16 protein-coding genes and 1 riboswitch are annotated in these 15,966 nt (G+C 66.2%); of the genes, 11 read left to right on the forward strand and 5 right to left on the reverse strand.

The features are described 5' to 3' along the window. Positions 1–29 precede the first annotated feature (29 nt). The 8 genes from BW990_RS16865 (at position 30) to BW990_RS21945 (ending at position 7,835) form a co-directional block, all read left to right on the forward strand. On the forward strand, positions 30–1,169 hold the full coding sequence (locus tag BW990_RS16865; protein ID WP_076449872.1) for a M20/M25/M40 family metallo-hydrolase: 1,140 nt from the start codon (positions 30–32) through the stop codon (positions 1,167–1,169). Beyond that, positions 1,169–2,740 carry a gamma-glutamyltransferase gene (locus tag BW990_RS16870; protein ID WP_076449874.1) on the forward strand — a complete coding sequence of 524 codons (1,572 nt, stop codon included), beginning with the start codon at positions 1,169–1,171 and terminating at the stop codon, positions 2,738–2,740. Before BW990_RS16865 ends, BW990_RS16870 begins: the two co-directional genes overlap by 1 nt. A 156-nt stretch (positions 2,741–2,896) precedes the next feature. Further along, positions 2,897–3,004, forward strand: a riboswitch (guanidine-I (ykkC/yxkD leader). A gap of 129 nt (positions 3,005–3,133) precedes the next feature. Then, the gene (locus tag BW990_RS16875; RefSeq protein WP_234990289.1) at positions 3,134–4,168 is read left to right on the forward strand and encodes a putative urea ABC transporter substrate-binding protein; all 1,035 of its coding nucleotides are present in this window, start codon (positions 3,134–3,136) and stop codon (positions 4,166–4,168) included. Positions 4,169–4,235: 67 nt separating this feature from the next. Next, on the forward strand, positions 4,236–5,051 hold the full coding sequence (locus BW990_RS16880) for an ABC transporter permease (protein ID WP_076449878.1): 816 nt from the start codon (positions 4,236–4,238) through the stop codon (positions 5,049–5,051). Between the two features lie 5 nt (positions 5,052–5,056). Continuing rightward, positions 5,057–5,854 carry an ATP-binding cassette domain-containing protein gene (locus BW990_RS16885; RefSeq protein ID WP_234990290.1) on the forward strand — a complete coding sequence of 266 codons (798 nt, stop codon included), beginning with the start codon at positions 5,057–5,059 and terminating at the stop codon, positions 5,852–5,854. Between the two features lie 109 nt (positions 5,855–5,963). Continuing rightward, the gene (locus BW990_RS16890; protein ID WP_234990291.1) at positions 5,964–7,223 is read left to right on the forward strand and encodes an agmatinase family protein; all 1,260 of its coding nucleotides are present in this window, start codon (positions 5,964–5,966) and stop codon (positions 7,221–7,223) included. Next, positions 7,213–7,680: a hypothetical protein gene (locus BW990_RS16895; protein ID WP_076449882.1), complete on the forward strand. Its 468-nt coding sequence runs from the start codon at positions 7,213–7,215 to the stop codon at positions 7,678–7,680. The genes BW990_RS16890 and BW990_RS16895 overlap by 11 nt, the downstream gene beginning before the upstream one ends. Then, positions 7,677–7,835 (forward strand): hypothetical protein, encoded by a 159-nt coding sequence (locus BW990_RS21945; RefSeq protein ID WP_159441682.1) that lies wholly within the window; start codon positions 7,677–7,679, stop codon positions 7,833–7,835. The genes BW990_RS16895 and BW990_RS21945 overlap by 4 nt, the downstream gene beginning before the upstream one ends. A 73-nt stretch (positions 7,836–7,908) precedes the next feature. On the opposite strand, the gene BW990_RS16900 is transcribed toward BW990_RS21945, so the two are convergent. From BW990_RS16900 to BW990_RS16915, 4 genes are all read right to left on the reverse strand, one after another. Further along, on the reverse strand, positions 7,909–9,006 hold the full coding sequence (locus tag BW990_RS16900) for an ABC transporter ATP-binding protein (protein WP_076449884.1): 1,098 nt from the start codon (positions 9,004–9,006) through the stop codon (positions 7,909–7,911). Between the two features lie 5 nt (positions 9,007–9,011). Next, positions 9,012–9,917 (reverse strand): carbohydrate ABC transporter permease, encoded by a 906-nt coding sequence (locus tag BW990_RS16905; protein ID WP_076449886.1) that lies wholly within the window; start codon positions 9,915–9,917, stop codon positions 9,012–9,014. After that, entirely contained in the window at positions 9,910–10,782 is an 873-nt protein-coding gene (locus tag BW990_RS16910) for a carbohydrate ABC transporter permease (RefSeq protein ID WP_076449888.1), read from the reverse strand. The genes BW990_RS16905 and BW990_RS16910 overlap by 8 nt, the downstream gene beginning before the upstream one ends. A gap of 72 nt (positions 10,783–10,854) precedes the next feature. Then, positions 10,855–12,111 carry an ABC transporter substrate-binding protein gene (locus BW990_RS16915; RefSeq protein WP_076449890.1) on the reverse strand — a complete coding sequence of 419 codons (1,257 nt, stop codon included), beginning with the start codon at positions 12,109–12,111 and terminating at the stop codon, positions 10,855–10,857. A gap of 223 nt (positions 12,112–12,334) precedes the next feature. Here BW990_RS16915 and BW990_RS16920 point away from each other — a divergent pair, with 223 nt between their 5' ends. The 3 genes from BW990_RS16920 (at position 12,335) to BW990_RS22480 (ending at position 14,837) form a co-directional block, all read left to right on the forward strand. After that, positions 12,335–13,072 carry a response regulator gene (locus tag BW990_RS16920; RefSeq protein WP_076449892.1) on the forward strand — a complete coding sequence of 246 codons (738 nt, stop codon included), beginning with the start codon at positions 12,335–12,337 and terminating at the stop codon, positions 13,070–13,072. Further along, positions 13,069–14,520 carry a sensor histidine kinase gene (locus BW990_RS16925; protein WP_076449894.1) on the forward strand — a complete coding sequence of 484 codons (1,452 nt, stop codon included), beginning with the start codon at positions 13,069–13,071 and terminating at the stop codon, positions 14,518–14,520. The genes BW990_RS16920 and BW990_RS16925 overlap by 4 nt, the downstream gene beginning before the upstream one ends. A gap of 188 nt (positions 14,521–14,708) precedes the next feature. Further along, positions 14,709–14,837 (forward strand): hypothetical protein, encoded by a 129-nt coding sequence (locus BW990_RS22480; protein ID WP_268794345.1) that lies wholly within the window; start codon positions 14,709–14,711, stop codon positions 14,835–14,837. A 316-nt stretch (positions 14,838–15,153) separates the two neighbouring features. Here BW990_RS22480 and BW990_RS22575 read toward each other — a convergent pair whose 3' ends face one another. Next, complete coding sequence (locus BW990_RS22575; RefSeq protein ID WP_407690142.1) at positions 15,154–15,576, reverse strand: DDE-type integrase/transposase/recombinase; 423 nt, start codon at positions 15,574–15,576, stop codon at positions 15,154–15,156. Between the last annotated feature and the right edge of the window lie 390 nt (positions 15,577–15,966).

A 15,966-nucleotide genomic window follows, 5' to 3' on the forward strand; every position in this document is an offset into this window, starting at 1 on the left:
TCCGGGTGCGGCGACTAGGAGCCCTGCCGATGACCAATCCGCTCGACCTGCCGTTCGACACCGAGGAGATGCTGGAGGGCCTGCGCCCCTGGATCGAGACCGAAAGTCCGACCTTCGATGCCGCCGCCGTGAACCGGATGATGGACCTCGTGCAGCACGAGATGGCCACGCTGGGCGCGCGGGTCGAGCGCATCCCGGGCCGCATGGGCCTCGGGGACAGCCTGCGCGCGACCATGCCGCATCCCCGCGCGGGCGAAGGCGGCATCCTGCTTCTCGGGCACATGGACACCGTGCACCCGGTCGGCACGCTCGAGAAACTGCCCTTCCGGCGCGAGGGCGACATCTGTACCGGGCCGGGCCTGATGGACATGAAGGGCGGCAATTACGTCTATCTCGACGCGCTGCGCAAATTGCTGGCCGCCGGGATCGACACGTCGCTGCCGGTGACCGTGCTGTTCACCCCCGACGAGGAGATCGGCACGCCCTCGACCCGCGCGCTGATAGAGGCGGAGGCGAAGCGACACCAGTTCATCCTCGTGCCCGAACCGGCCCGCCCCGATGGCGGCGCAGTCATCGGGCGCTACGCCATCGCGCGCTTCAACCTGCAAACCCGCGGCCGGCCCAGCCATGCGGGCTGGGCGCTGGCGGATGGCCGTTCCGCAATTGCCGAGATGGCCCGCCACGTCGCAATCATCGAAGGCATGACCACCGAGGATTGCACCTTTTCCGTCGGCGTTTTCCATGCCGGGCAGTGGGTCAACTGCGTCTCCAGCGTCTGCGATGCGGAGGTGCTGAGCATGGCCAAGACGCAGGAATTGCTCGACGCGGGCGTCGAGAAGATGCTCGCGCTCAACGATGACAGCGGCGACGTGGTGATGGAGGTTCGGCGCGGCGTCACCCGCCCGGTCTGGGAGCCCGACCAGCCGGGCACCATGGCGATGCTGGACCTGGCGAACGAGATCGCCGGAGAGATCGGCTTTCACATGACGGGCCAATCCGCGGGCGGCGGATCGGACGGGAACTTCACCGGCTTTCTCGGCTTGCCGACGCTCGATTCCATCGGCGTGCGGGGCAAGGGCCTGCACACCCTGACCGAACATATCGAGGTCGACAGCCTCGTCGAACGCGCGCGGCTTGCGGCGGGGCTCTTCACCCGGCTCGGCACCTGATGTCGGACGCCCTGTCGCGCAGCCTCGAGATCACCAAACACGTGGTGGAGACCGACCGCGGTGTGGTCGCGGCGCAGCATCGGCAGGCGGCGGAGGCCGGGGCCGAGGTGCTGGCCGCCGGGGGCGACGCGGTCGATGCGGCGGTGGCCTGTTCCTTCGTATGCGGTGTGCTCGAGCCCTGGATGTCGGGGCCCGCGGGCGGCGGCGGCGCGATGCACTGGCGCGCCGGCACCGGCACCGCCCATGCGCTGAATTTCGGCATGTCCGCACCTTCGGGCCTGCGCCTTGCCGATTTCCCGCTCTCGGGCGAGGGCGTCGCGGCCGATCTCTTTCCCTGGGACCGGGTGGTCGAGGATCGCAACGTGCAGGGCGCCCGCGCGGTCGCGGTGCCGGGGGTCGTGGCCGGGCTCGATGCGGCGCATGCGCGCTGGGGCCGCATGCCGTGGGCCGACCTGCTGCAGCCCGCGATCGCCGATGCCCGCCGCGGCATGGAGGTCGATTGGTACGCCGCGCTCATCATCGCGAGTGCCGCGCGGGACCTGGCCCGGGACCCGGATGCGGCGGCGCAGTTCCTGCAGGACGGCCGCTTCCCGCGGTCCTTTTCCTGGACCGCGCAGGGCAATGACCGGATCGACCAGTCGCGGATGGCCGACAGCCTCGACATCCTCGCCCGCGACGGCGCGGCGGCGCTTCACGGCGGCGATCTGGGTGCGGCTCTGGCCGCGGATGTCGCGGCCAAGGGCGGCTATCTGAGCCGCGAGGACCTCGAAGCGGTCACGCCCCGGATCGAGGCCCCGCTTTCCGTGCCCTACCGCGCGGCGCGCTTCGAGGTAATGCCGGGTCTCACCGCCGGTCCGACCTTCGCCCATGCCATGGCGCGTCTGGCCGAGGCGCCCAGGGCCACGCTCGACGAGATGCGGCCCGCCCATGCGCGCGCGCTGCTGTCGGCATACCGCGCGCGGCTCACCACGATGGGGCACGATGGCGAGGTCCATGCGGCCCCGGGATCGACCACGCATTTCTCGGTGGTGGACCGGCAGGGCAACATGGTCGCGCATACCCAGACGCTTCTGTCGATCTTCGGCGCGCGCGTGGTCTCGCCATCGACGGGCTTCCTGCTCAACAACGGCATCATGTGGTTCGACCCGGTGCAGGGTCGGGCCAATTCGCTGACCCCCGGCGCACCCTGCCTGATGAATATCTGCCCCGTGCTCGGCCAGGTGAACGGGGCGCGCGTCGCCTTGGGGGCCGCGGGCGGGCGCAAGATCGTCTCCGCCGTGGTGCAACTCGCGGCGTTTCTTGCCGATCACGACATGGATCTCGCGACGGCCTTCGCCACGCCACGGATCGACGTGTCGGGCGCCGACCGGATCGTCGCGGATGACGCACTGCCGGGTCCGGTGCGCGACGCCCTGCAGGCGGTGGCACCCACCTCCGTGGTGCGCCGGTCGATGCTGCCCTATCCCTTCGCCATCCCCTCGGGCGTCGCGACGCGGGAGGGTCGCCAGACCGGCGCGACCGAAATCATGGCGCCCTGGGCGGATGCCGTCACTGAGCCCGCCGCGCTCTAGGCACGCTTGGCGATGGCCGCATGGAGCGCCTTCGGCACACTCGTCACGAAGCAATCCCCACTCCGAAGGCTAGAAATTAATCAAACCCGCGCGCCGTCCCCCGCCGGTCGCGCCTTTTTTGTTGCGCGGGCCGCGGGCGAGCGGGTCAGCATGGGGCTGCAGGACGTTTAGGGTTCCGCCGCGCATCCGCGGGTCTGGTCCGAGAAACGTCACCTGACCGGCAAATTCCGGGCGGGCACACGGCGGGCCAAAATCCCGGGAGGCATACTGCGCAGGTTTGACCCGCGCCCTCCTCCTTGTTCCGCCAGCGGGTCGGACCTCACCTCGAATGCGGGCGGGACGCTGACAAAGGGTAAGTCCATGAACAGAAGAACGCTGCTGTCAACGACGGTCATGTCTCTCGGTCTCCTTGCCGCGACGCAGGGTCCCGTCGCCGCGCAGGAAAAGACCGAATTCCGGCTGGCCTGGTCCATCTACGTGGGCTGGATGCCCTGGGGGTACCTCGAGGAATCGGGCATCATGGACAAGTGGGCCGAGAAATACGGCATCACCGTCGATATCGTGCAGATCAACGACTACGTCGAATCGATCAACCAATACACGGCGGGCGCTTTCGATGGCGTCTCCGCGACCAACATGGACACGCTGTCGATCCCGGCCGGCGGCGGCGTCGACACCACGGCGCTTATCATCGGGGATTATTCCAACGGCAACGACGCGGTCATCGCCAAGGGCGACATGACCCTCGCGGATCTGGCGGGCACCCGCGTGAACCTCGTCGAGCTGTCGGTGTCGCATTACCTGCTGGCCCGCGCGCTCGATTCCGTGGGCCTGGCCGAGCGGGACCTCGACGGCGTCGTCAATACCTCGGACGCGGACATGATCGCTGCCTTCGCGACCGACGATGTCAGCACGGTGGTGACCTGGAACCCGCTCGTGTCGGAGATTCTGTCCTCGAACCCCGATGCGACAAACCTCTTCGACAGCTCCGCCATCCCGGGCGAGATCCTCGACCTGATGGTGGTCAACACCGAAACGCTGGCGGCCAATCCCGATTTCGGCAAGGCCGTCGTCGGCGCCTGGTACGAGGTCATGGGCCTGATGGCCGCGGGCGACGAAGAGGCATTGACCGCCATGGCCGAGGCCTCGGGCACCGATCTTGCGGGCTACAAGGCGCAGCTCGACGCGACCGAGATGTTCTTCGATCCCGCCGAGGCCGTCGCGCAGGCCGCGAGCCCCGATCTGCCCGCAACCATGGTCAGCGTCGCCGAATTCCTGTTCGACAAGGGCATCCTCGGCGTGGATGCGCCGTCGGCGGATTTCGTCGGCATCGAATACCCGGACGGCACGGTGACCGGGAACGCGGACAACGTCACGTTCCGGTTCGATGCCAGCTACATGCAGATGGCCGCGGACGGCGCGCTTTGAGCTGACGAAATGCCTCACCCGGCCGGAGGCGGCCGGGCATCCTCCACCCCCGCCCGAGACATCGCGCATGCGCCTGATCAACCGCCGCCCCACCTCGCCGCCGCTTGCGGTCGTGCTGGCCGCCCTGCCCTTCGTCGCCGTGGCCGTGGCCTATGCCATCGGCTCCGACATCCGGCTGGCCGCCAATCCGCAGGACAAGCTGCTGCCGGCACCCGCGACCATCCTCGAGACCGCGATCCGGCTCTTCACCGAGGGCGACCGGCGGTCGGGCGACATCCTGCTCTGGCACGACACCTGGGCGAGCCTCCGGCGGCTCTTCTTCGGCGTGGGGATCGGCGCGATCATCTCGCTCGTCGCGGGCGTTCTCATCGGCATGCTGCCTTACGCGCGGCGCACCTTCTCGGATTTCGTGGCGGTGCTGTCGATGGTGCCGCCGCTGGCGATGCTGCCGATCCTGTTCATCGTCTTCGGGCTCGGCGAGACCTCGAAGATCGTGCTGATCGTCGTGGGAATCACGCCGTTCCTGATCCGCGACCTGAGCCAGCGCGTCCTCGACATCCCGCACGAGGAGATCGTGAAGGCGCAGACGCTGGGCGCCTCGAGCCTCGTGATCGCGCTGCGCGTGGTGCTGCCGCAGATCCTGCCGCGGCTCATCGCGGCGGTGCGGCTGTCGCTGGGATCAGCCTGGCTGTTCCTGATCGCCGCCGAAGCGGTCGCGGCGGATGTGGGGCTCGGCTATCGCATCTTCCTTGTCCGCCGCTACCTCGCGATGGACATCATCCTGACCTACGTCATCTGGATCACGCTTCTGGCCTTCCTGATCGACTGGGCGCTAAAGGTCGCCTCGCGCCGCGCCTTTCCCTGGCTGGGGGCGGGCCTGTGAGTTTCGTGTCGGTCACAGATGTCTGGCAATCCTATGACGGACGGTCGATCATCGAGCGGGTCAATCTCGACGTGGCCGAGGGCGAATTCGTGTCGATCGTCGGCGCGTCGGGCTGCGGCAAGTCGACCTTCCTGCGGCTGCTCTTGGCCGATGAGCGCCCGACCCGCGGCACGATCCGTATCGATGGCGGCGCTCCGGCGGTGGAGCCCGGGCGCGAACGTGGCGTCGTCTTCCAGCGCTATTCGGTCTTCCCGCATATGAGCGTGCGCGACAACATCGTGGCCGCCGAAAGCTTCGCCACGGGGCTCGGCCGCTTCTTCGGAGCGAAGCTGCGCGCGGCCCGCGCACGGGCGGATGGCACGCTCGACCGGATTGGCCTGGCCCATGTGGCGGGCAATTATCCCGCGACGCTCTCGGGCGGGATGCAGCAGCGGCTGGCCATCGGGCAGGCCCTGACCGCCCGCCCGCGTATCCTGCTGCTGGACGAGCCCTTCGGCGCGCTCGATCCCGGAACGCGGATCGCGATGCACGATTTCCTGACCGAGCTTCGGGCCGAGACCGCGATGACCGTCTTCATGGTCACCCATGACCTCTCCGAGGGTTTCAAGCTGGGCGACCGGGTGCTGGTCTTCGACAAGCCGCGCTGGGACCCCGACTACCCCGAGAAGTTCGGCGCCACGATCACCTACGATTTCGACGCCCGGGACGGGGGCATCCCCTATCAGCGCATCCTCGAGAAGGCCCCCGGCCTCGCCCCAGACATCGTGTCCGACATCGCCCCTGACATCGCGGGCCCGGCCTAGCCCGGCCCGTTCCAACGCCCATGCGCGCCGCCGGACCCCGCGCATGGGAAACAGCCAAGGTCCGGAAGCCGCACGCCCGCAGACGGGCGCACCCGAGAGGGAGACCGACATGCTCTTCGAGCCCATGACCCGCCAAGGCAGGTCCCACCACCCCGACGCCGCCCGCGCACGCCACAGGGCGCGCGACCGGCGCTTTCATCATCCCGACCTCACCAAGCTCGGCGGCTGGCGCGCCATGCAGAAAGAGGGCGAATTGCCCGAGGGCCGCTGGGACGAGGAGCGCCGCTGGGCGCTCCGCATGGGCCTGACCGGCGCCGACAGCATCGACGACAAGTCGATCCCGACCTTCGCGCGGGGCGAGCTGCCGCATTACGCGGGCATCAACACCTTCCTCAAGGCGCCCTATACCGAGGATGTCCTCGAGGTGGCCAATTACGACGCGACCGTGCTCGGCATCCCCTTCGACGGCGGCACCACCTACCGGCCCGGCACCCGCTTCGGCCCGCAGGGCGTGCGCAAGATCTCGGCGCTTTATACCCCCTACAACTACGAGATCGGCGTCGATCTGCGCGAACAGATGACGCTTTGCGATGCGGGCGACGTGTTCACCATCCCCGCCAATATCGAGAAGAGCTTCGATCAGATCAGCCGCGCGGTGAGCCATGTGTTCTCGTCGGGCTCGCTGCCGATCATGATCGGGGGCGATCATTCCATCGGCTTTCCCTGCGTGCGCGGCATCGCCGAATGCACCTCGAAGAAGATCGGCATCGTGCATTTCGACCGCCATGCGGACATCCAGGAAAAGGACCTGGACGAGCGGATGCACACCACGCCGTGGTTCCATGCCACCAATATGCCGAACGTGCCCGCGAAGAACCTCGTGCAGGTTGGCATCGGCGGCTGGCAGGTGCCGCGCGAGGCGGTGAAGGTCGCCCGCGAGCGGCAGACCAACATCATCACCATGTCCGACATGGAGGCGATGGGCATCGACAAGACCGCCGAGATGGCGCTCGAGATGGCCTGGGATGGGGTCGACATGGTCTACATGTCCTTCGACATCGACAGCATCGATTGCGGCTTCGTGCCGGGCACCGGCTGGCCCGAACCGGGCGGCTTCCTGCCGCGCGAGGCGCTGGCGCTGGCCTCGAAGGTCGCGGCCGAGGGCATCTGCGGGATGGAGCTGGTGGAGGTCTCGCCGCCCTACGACACCTCCGACATCACCGCGCTGATGGGCACGCGGGTGATCGTGGACGTGCTGGGCGCGATGGTCTCGAACGGCACGCTGGGCAAGCACAAGCAGCATATCGACAAGCCCGTCTCGATCCCCCATGGCGAGTTCGAGGGCAAGAGGTGGTCCAATGCCACATGATCACGGGCCCCACGGGCATCATCCCCATCATCACCACGACCATGACCACGCGCACGGCCCCGGTCACAACCATGCCGATGCGGAGCACCTGCACAGCCACATGCACCACCATGATGCGGCGGCGGACCTGCAGGTGCTGGCCACGCAATTCATCGCGGGCTTCCTGCAGGCCGATGACAAGACGAGCTATCTCAAGCTCGCGGGCGTGCCGTTCGAACGGGCCTCGAAGGACGGCGCCAAGGCGCTGAAACTCGTCGACGTGGAACTGACGACCGACTGGCAGGTGGGCACCGCCTCCCCGAGCTTCGGCTCACGCGAATTGTCCTACCTGCCCTTCCCCGGAGAGATGGTGCGGGAACGCACCAACATGTCCCTGATCTACGTGTCGCTCGACGAGAAATCCGTCCTCGACATCCGCGACTTTCTCAACACCCGCAAACAGGAGATCGAAAGATGAAGACACTGCCCCTCGCCGCCCTCGCGGCGCTGACCGCCCTGCCCGCCGCGGCCCATACCGAGGCCACGCTGCATGTCCACCATGCCGAAACCGGGTCGATGATACTCGCGGGCGCGATGGTGGTCGTGGCGCTGGCCCTGACGCTTCGGCGCTGAACGGAAACGGGCGGCCCCGGATCCCTCCGAAGGCCGCCCGCGCAGGCGACGCAGTCAAAGCCGCAGGCCCGCCTCAGTTCAGGCGCTGGCCGGTCTCGGGCTCGAAATAGGAGACCTTGCCCAGATCGAAGGCCAGCGATTGCTGCGCGCCGGCTTTGGCGCTGGTTTCCGCGTGCAGGCGGGCGGTCACGTGCTTGCCGCCCAGCTGCATGACCGCGTAGGTATCGGCGCCCGCGGGTTCCACGATCTCGATCAGGCATTCGGCGATCTGCGCGTGCTCGCTGGTCAGGCGCGCGGGATCGGCGATATCCTCGGGCCGGACGCCCATGATGACGTCTTCGGGCAGATCGGTGTTGCGGGTGTCGGTCAGCACGATCGGTTCGCCGTCCTTGCGGGCGATCTCGATCTTGGTGCCGTTGCCGTTGCGCCGCGCCTTGGCCGGGATCAGGTTCATCGCGGGCGAGCCCATGAAATCGGCCACGAAGAGGTTGGCCGGGCGGTTGTAGATCTCCGCCGGGGAGCCGATCTGCTGGATCACCCCGCCCTTCATGACGACGATCTTGGTGGCCAGCGTCATCGCCTCGATCTGGTCGTGGGTGACGTAGACCATCGACGCGCCAAGCTTCTGGTGCAGGGCCTTGATCTCGGTGCGCATCTCGACGCGCAGCTTGGCATCGAGGTTCGACAGCGGCTCGTCGAAGAGAAAGAGCTTGGGATCGCGTACCAGCGCGCGGCCCATGGCGACCCGCTGGCGTTGACCGCCCGAGAGTTGCCCGGGCTTGCGGTGCAGCAATTGCTCGATCTGCAGCTGTGCCGCGACGTGCTTCAGCTTGGCCTCCTGCGTGGCGGGATCGACGCCGCGCACCTTCATGCCGAAGGTGATGTTCTTGGCCACGGTCATGGTCGGGTAAAGCGCGTAGGACTGGAACACCATGGCAATGTCGCGGTCTTTGGGGCTGACATTGGTCATGTTCTGACCGCCGATGAAGAGATCGCCGCCGGAGATCGGCTCAAGCCCCGCGATGCAGTTGAGAAGCGTGGACTTGCCGCAACCCGAGGGGCCGACGAGGACTAGGAAATCGCCCTCCTCGATCGACACGTTGATGTCGTGCAGCACCGCGGTCGCGCCGTAGTTCTTGTAGAGGTTCTTGACGTCGAGGATCGGGGACATCGGACTTATCCTTTCACGGAACCGGCGGTCAGACCGCGGATGAAATACTTTCCGGCAACCACGTAGACGAACAGCGTCGGCAGGGCCGCGATGATCGCGGCGGCCATGTCGACGTTGTATTCCTTCACGCCGGTGGTCGAATTGACGATGTTGTTGAGCGCGACCGTCACAGGCTGCGTGCCCGCCTGGCTGAAGGAGACGCCGAACAGGAAATCGTTCCAGATCTGGGTGAACTGCCAGATGACGGTGACGACGATGATCGGCAGCGACAGCGGCAGGAAGATCGACCAGAAGATGCGGAAGAACCCCGCGCCATCGACCTTGGCGGCCTTGGTCAGCTCGTCCGGGATCGACACGTAGTAATTGCGGAAGAACAGCGTGGTGAAGCCCAGGCCGTAGATCACGTGCACGAAGACGAGCCCCGGAATGGTCCCGGCGATGCCCATCACCCCCAACATCCGCGCCATCGGCAGCAGCACCACCTGGAACGGGATGAAACAGCCAAAGAGCATCAGCGCGAAGAAGATGTTGGCCCCCTTGAAGCGCCATTGCGCGACGACATAGCCGTTCAGCGCACCGAGCAGGGTCGAGATCAGAACGCCCGGAATGGCGATCAGCACGGAGTTCCAGAAGAACGGGCGCACGCCTTCGCACTGGATGCCCGTGCAGGCCTCGGACCAGGCGCTGCGCCACGCGTCGAAGGTGACATCGCGCGGCAGGGACATCAGATCGCCGGTGCGGATCTCGTCGAGCGATTTCAGCGACGTGGTGATCATCACGAAAAGCGGCATCAGGTAGAACAGCGCGAAGATGCACAGCGCGAGATAGAGGATGATGCGCAGCGCCAGCTTGGTCGTCTGGCTCTGGCTGCGGGCCATCGAGGGACCGCCGCTGGAAGAGATATCAGCCATCTTTGGTCCTCAATTCCGAATAAAGGTAGGGAACGACGATCGCGAAGACGACGAGCATCATGACCATGGCGGAGCTGGCCGCCTGGCCGATATCGCCGCGCGAGAAGGCCATCGCGTACATGTAGGTTGCGGGCAGATCGGTGGCGTAGCCCGGGCCCCCGCCGGTCAGCGCGATCACGAGGTCGAAGGACTTGATCGCGAGATGCGCCAGCACGATGAACGCGCTGAGAAAGATCGGCGCCATCGAGGGGATGATGATCGCGGTGTAGACGCGCCAATGCGGGATGCCGTCGACCTGCGCGGCCTTGATGATCTCGCCATCGACGGAGCGCAGACCCGCGAGGAAAAGCGCCATCACGAAGCCGGAGCTTTGCCATATCGCGGCGATCACGATGGTGTAGATGGCCATGTCGGGATCGACCAGCCAGTCGAAGCGGAACTCCTCGAAGCCCCAGCCTCGGACCATCGCCTCGAGGCCGAGCCCCGGATTGAGGATCCATTTCCACGCGGTGCCGGTGACGATCATCGACAGCGCCATCGGGTAGAGGTAGATCGTGCGGATCGCGCCCTCGGTGCGGATCTTCTGATCGAGCAGGATCGCCAGCAGCAATCCCAGAACCATCGCGATGATGATGAAGAGCGATCCGAAGATGAACAGGTTGACCATCGCCGTCTCGAAGCGCGGCGAGGCGGCCAGACGTTCATACTGGATGAAGCTGTCGAGCTCGTAGCGCGGCATCAGGCGCGAGCGCGTCAGGGACACCCAGGCCGTCCAGCCGATGAAGCCGTAGACGAAGATCATGACCGCGATGAACGACGGTGCCAGAACGATCTTCGGCATGTTGTCTTGAAGCCATTTCGACATGGCGTGTCCCCCCTTTGCCTCCCGTGGCCCTGCCCCCCGAGGGGCAAGGCCTGCTTTGGTAATCGCGGGCGATTACATGGAGTTGGCGACTGCGTCCGTCAGCATCTGCACGGCGTCCTCGGACGACATGTCAGAGTTGAAATGCGCGGTGACGACATCGGTGATCGCACCGGCCTGCGCGCCGAAGAGCGCCATGCCATGGGCATAGGACGGCAGGAGCGAGCCGCCGTCAGACGACGCGGCCATGTCGGCCGAAGACGTCTGCGCGCAGCTGTCGAACCCGTCGAGCGCGACGTCGGTGCGCGCGGGGATCGAGCCCTTGTTCATGTTGAACACTTCCTGGAAGGTCGGGCCCATCACCAGCTCCGCCAGAAGCTCCTGGCCAGCTTCTTTCGCCTCGCCGCCCACTTCGAACATCGCGAAGCTGTCGACGTTGTAGAGGAAGCCCTCACCGGGCGTGGAGGCGCAGGTGAAATCGACACCCGGCTCCTGACCGGCGGCGAGGAATTCACCCTTGGCCCAGTCGCCCATGATTTGGAAGGCGGCCTCGCCGTTCATGACCATCGCGGTGGCGAGGTTCCAGTCGCGGCCCGAGAAGTTGTCGTCGACATAGCCGCGCAGCGTGCGCATCTGGTCGAAGACCGCAACCATCGTGTCCGAGCCCAGCGCTTCGGGATCGAGGTCGACCAGCGCCTTCTGGTAGAAGTCCGGACCGCCGAGACCCAGAACCACGGTCTCGAAGACGGTGGCGTCCTGCCAGGCCTGACCGCCATGGGCGAGCGGGATGATGCCCGCCGCCTGCAGCGTCTCGGCCGCGGCGTTGAACTCGTCCCAGGTGGTGGGCATCTCGATGTTGTTGGCCGCGAGGATCTCGGTGTTGGCCCAGATCCAGTCCACGCGGTGCACGTTCACCGGAACCGCGCACCAAGTGCCGTCGCACTTCATGTGCGAGGCGATCGAAGCGGGCAGCAGCTCGCCCCAGTTATTGGCCTCGGCGACGTCCGAGATATCGGCCAGAACGCCTTCCTGATACCATTCCTGAATGGACGGGCCCTTGATCTGTGCCGCGGTCGGTGCGTTGCCGGACAGCACGCGGGCACGCAGCGCGGTGCCTGCCGCATCGCCGCCGCCGCCTGCGACGGGCATGTCGGTCCAGGTGCCGCCATTGGCCGCGAATTCTTCCTGCAGCACGGCCACGGACTTGGCCTCGCCGCCGGACGTCCAGTAATGCAGGACTTCCGCTTCGGGCGTGACGTGGCTTTCGGCCAGTGCCCCGTTTGCGGCCACGATCGCGATCGCGGACGCCATTGCAAATGCGCCGTATTTCATCTTGGTTTCCTCCCAGAGATTGCCCGTGTCGGGCTTGCGTGGCGGGACTGTGTCGCCCGGATCGCAGCCTTGCAACGCGGGAATGGCCGCTGCCCGCCCGGGACATGCAATTAATCGGGCAAGCCGTTACACGTTGTTACGCAAAGCCCTGTCGCGGCGCGGGCAGGGACCTATCATGCCCCGCGCAGGCGCCCGTGCGACGCTGTGCCGAAGGAGATCTTGGATGACGATTCCGCGGATTCTGGTGGTCGATGACGACGCGGAGATGCGCCGCATGATGACCCAGTTCCTGCAGAAGAACGGCTCCATCGCACTGCCTGCCGCGAACGAGGCGGAGGTGCGCGCGCATCTCGACGGCGGGCGGATCGACCTCATCCTGCTCGACGTGATGCTGGGCGACGAGAACGGCCTGTCGATCTGCGACCGGCTGCGGCGCGAACAGGATGTGCCGGTCATCATGGTCTCGGCGCTGTCCGCCGATCACCAGCGGATGCAGGGCTACGAGGTCGGCGCGGACGACTACATCGCCAAGCCCTTCAATCCCGAACTGATGCTGGCGCGGGTCAAGGCCGTGCTGAAGCGCACCCGGCGCGCCTCCTCGCTCGCGCATCGCCGCAAGACCGAGACCTTCCACTTCCGCGGCTGGCGCTACGACGCCAAGCGCCGCGAGGCGCTGTCGCCCGACGGCGTGCAGGTCGCCCTGTCCAAGCGCGAGACCGCGCTTCTGCAGGTGCTGCTGGCCAATCCCTTCATCCCCCTGACCCGCGAGGAGATCGCCGAGGCGCTCAGCCTCGACGAGGCCGCACCGCAGCCGGGCGATGCGACGGGCCGCTCCATCGACATGCTGGTCAAGCGCCTGCGCTCCAAGATCGAGGCCAACCCGAAGGAACCCGACGTGCTGCGGACCGAACGCGGCGTGGGCTACGTCTTCGCGGTCGACGTGACGACCGAAGATCGATGACGCGGCACGCGCCCAGCCTGCGCTTCGTGGGCATGGTTCTCGTGCTGCTGGCCTTCGCCGCGGGCGCGGTCACGGCCTGGGCCTGGGTGCGGTCGGACGCGCGCTGGCAGCAGCACCGCGCCGAGGCCTACGTCGCGGGGCTGGCACTTTACGCGACGCTGCAGACCGGGACCGCGGCGCCCACGGGCATGGGCATCGTCCCGCTGTCCGCCGACGATCAGCGCCGCGCGGATGCGGGCGATTTCCTGCAATTGTCGCGCGCGCCGCAGGTCGTGCGCACCACCATCGTGCCCATCCTGCCCGATCCCGGCAGCGGCGGGCTGGCCCAGGCGCTGACCCTCGTGATCCTGTCGCCGGACATCGTCTATCCGATCGCCCCCCTGCAGCAGCGCACCGAGCAGACCGCGGCGGAGACCGCGGGCGGGGTGCTGCGCCTTCTGGCCACCTATTGCAGCGATCCGGTGGTTCTGGCCCGCACCGGCACCGGCCCCTGGTCCTATGTCGAGGGCGGACGCTTCTGGAACTGTGCTGCCGCCCCCGCCGACCTGCGGCTCTGGGCCGCGATGGGGGCGGCGATCGCCCTTGCCGGTCTGCTCACGGTGCTCTTGAACACCACGGCGCATTTCACCGATTTCGCGACCCGCCTGCGCAGCCGCCGCAGGCTCGACGGTCCGGAAAGCTACGACACCGACGGGCCGAAGGAATTGCAGGACATCGTGACGGCCGTGAACACCCACCTGGAGGCCGAGCGCGCCCAACTGGCCGCCCGCGCCGCCGTGCTCTCCGGGGTCAGCCACGATCTCGGCACGCCGGCGACCCGGCTGCGCCTGCGCACGGCGCTCATCGAGGATGCGGAGCTGCGCGGCAAGCTCGAACAGGACATCGACAGCATGACCGGCATGATCGAAAGCGTGCTGACCTATACCCGTGCCGAGATGAACGCCGAGGAGCCCCGGCCGATCTCGCTGCAATCGCTGGTCGAGGCGATCGTCGCGGATTACGAGGATATCGGCAAACCGGTGCGGCTGCGGCCGCCCCGCGACGTGGTGCTGCAGGGCGCGCAATCGGTCTTCATGTCCCGGCGCGGCAGCAGCGTCATCTCGGGCGATCACGACATCGTCGTGCGGGCGCGTCCGATCTCGCTGCAGCGGGCGATCTGCAACCTCATCGACAACGCTCTGAAATACGGTCGCCGCTCCACGGTCGGGCTCGAGACGGACGCGGCCAGCGTGACGATCACGGTCGAGGATGAGGGCACGGCCAGCACAGCGAAGGATATCGAAAAGCTGATGGCGCCCTTCACCCGCGGTGACAACACCGCCGCGAAGCACGGCTACGGGCTCGGCCTGACCATCGTGAACACCATCGCCAGCCTGCATGGCGGCGCGCTGTCTTTCGAGGATACGCCGACGGGGATCACCGCCCGCCTGACCATCGCGCGCGGCTAGGTGCGGCGTGCCCGAACTTGGCGGCGCTATTTCGGCGGATTTGTCCTCGCAGGAGCCGAGGCACCGCGTCTGATTGTATGTAGGTGGGACTCGGTGAGCGCTTTTGTCTACCCCTCACCCCGGAAATAGACTGCGTTGCCGCCCCGAAACTTCATTTGGTGGCGCCGGCTTGTGAGGCGCAAGGCCAGATGGGACCGAACCAGGTGAGCCGTGGCGGCGGGGATCGCCTCGACGCGTTCAACAGCATTCTCGACCGGCAGCTTGGCCATTCCCCAACGCAAAGCATCGAGATGCTGAAAGCCTCGCGCTCGGGCTAGGTCACGCGCGGCGTCGTAATGCGTTCGCATCGCCAATGTTCGGGTCCGTCCGCGCCTTCGAGGCCTAGACTGGCCTGCTCCCTGCGGTCCGCCTTGCTCCGAGCGGCCTTCTCCGAGTCGGTGTGCAGGCTGATCCAGTGGGTTTCGCGTGGTTCGATGCCCCGATGCCGGCACGGTCGTGGCGGCACAGGTAGAAAAGACGCTTCGTTAGACGATAATCCTGATCGAGAAATCCCCGATTTGTGCAGAAATCAACCGGATCGGATGCCCTCTCTGGCGCGAAAACGCCAATTCCCGTTTTTGTGTCAGTAAGTCATTAGCCGGGCATTTTGAGAATAATGGCGGTGCCGTCAGCCGAATTCGGTCTTATCTCCACGAGGACAGTCACATTGCGTCTTATGCTGAATGGACGCCGCGCCACTTGGCAAGAGAAGCGGTCGGTTGGCTTTGAAATGAGGTCGTAGTGAAAAGCTGCGCTCTTGGTTGAAGCGGTCAGTAATGAGGGGTGGACGGCTGCAAAATATTGAAGATTTTGCAGCCACGAGAACTCGGGCATCGCCTTCTCCCGTCGTCGGAACGACAGGTGCGCGTTTTCCGCCCCATCGTTCGTCCACCGACCTGTCTTCTGCCGGTCGCCCGCTGCAATTTCCTTCAGTGCACCGGCGTTTGACCGGAGATTGGCCGTTGCGATGACGTGGGGCTGACCGTGCTTGCGGATCGCATTCTTTAGAAATCTCAGAGTTACCTTCTTGAAACGTGCCTACGCCACGAAGCTTTCGGGAACCTCACGCTCGCGATCCACCGCCCGCCACGGAAAGCCAGGTTCGCCGTCAATTTTCAAGGACGTCACGCCGAGTTGTGATCGTCAGCGACTGGCTTTCCTGCGTTTGATTTGACGCTTTCGGATCTTGGCGGAGAAGCTCGGGCCGAACCGATGCCACCAGACACTGACTATCTCATGGCTCAAATTGGCGCCGCACTGATGCAGCAGACCCTCAACATTCCCAAGTGAGAGCGGGAGCCGGACGTAGGTCATCACGGCCAGGTGGATGGTTTTCGGAGAGGTCTTGAAGTAGTTGAAAAGTTTGTGCTTTGCCATTTTTTTGAGGCGATGATGATGTGACCGCCA

The organism is Roseivivax lentus, assembly GCF_900156805.1.
GTDB lineage: Bacteria > Pseudomonadota > Alphaproteobacteria > Rhodobacterales > Rhodobacteraceae > Roseivivax > Roseivivax lentus.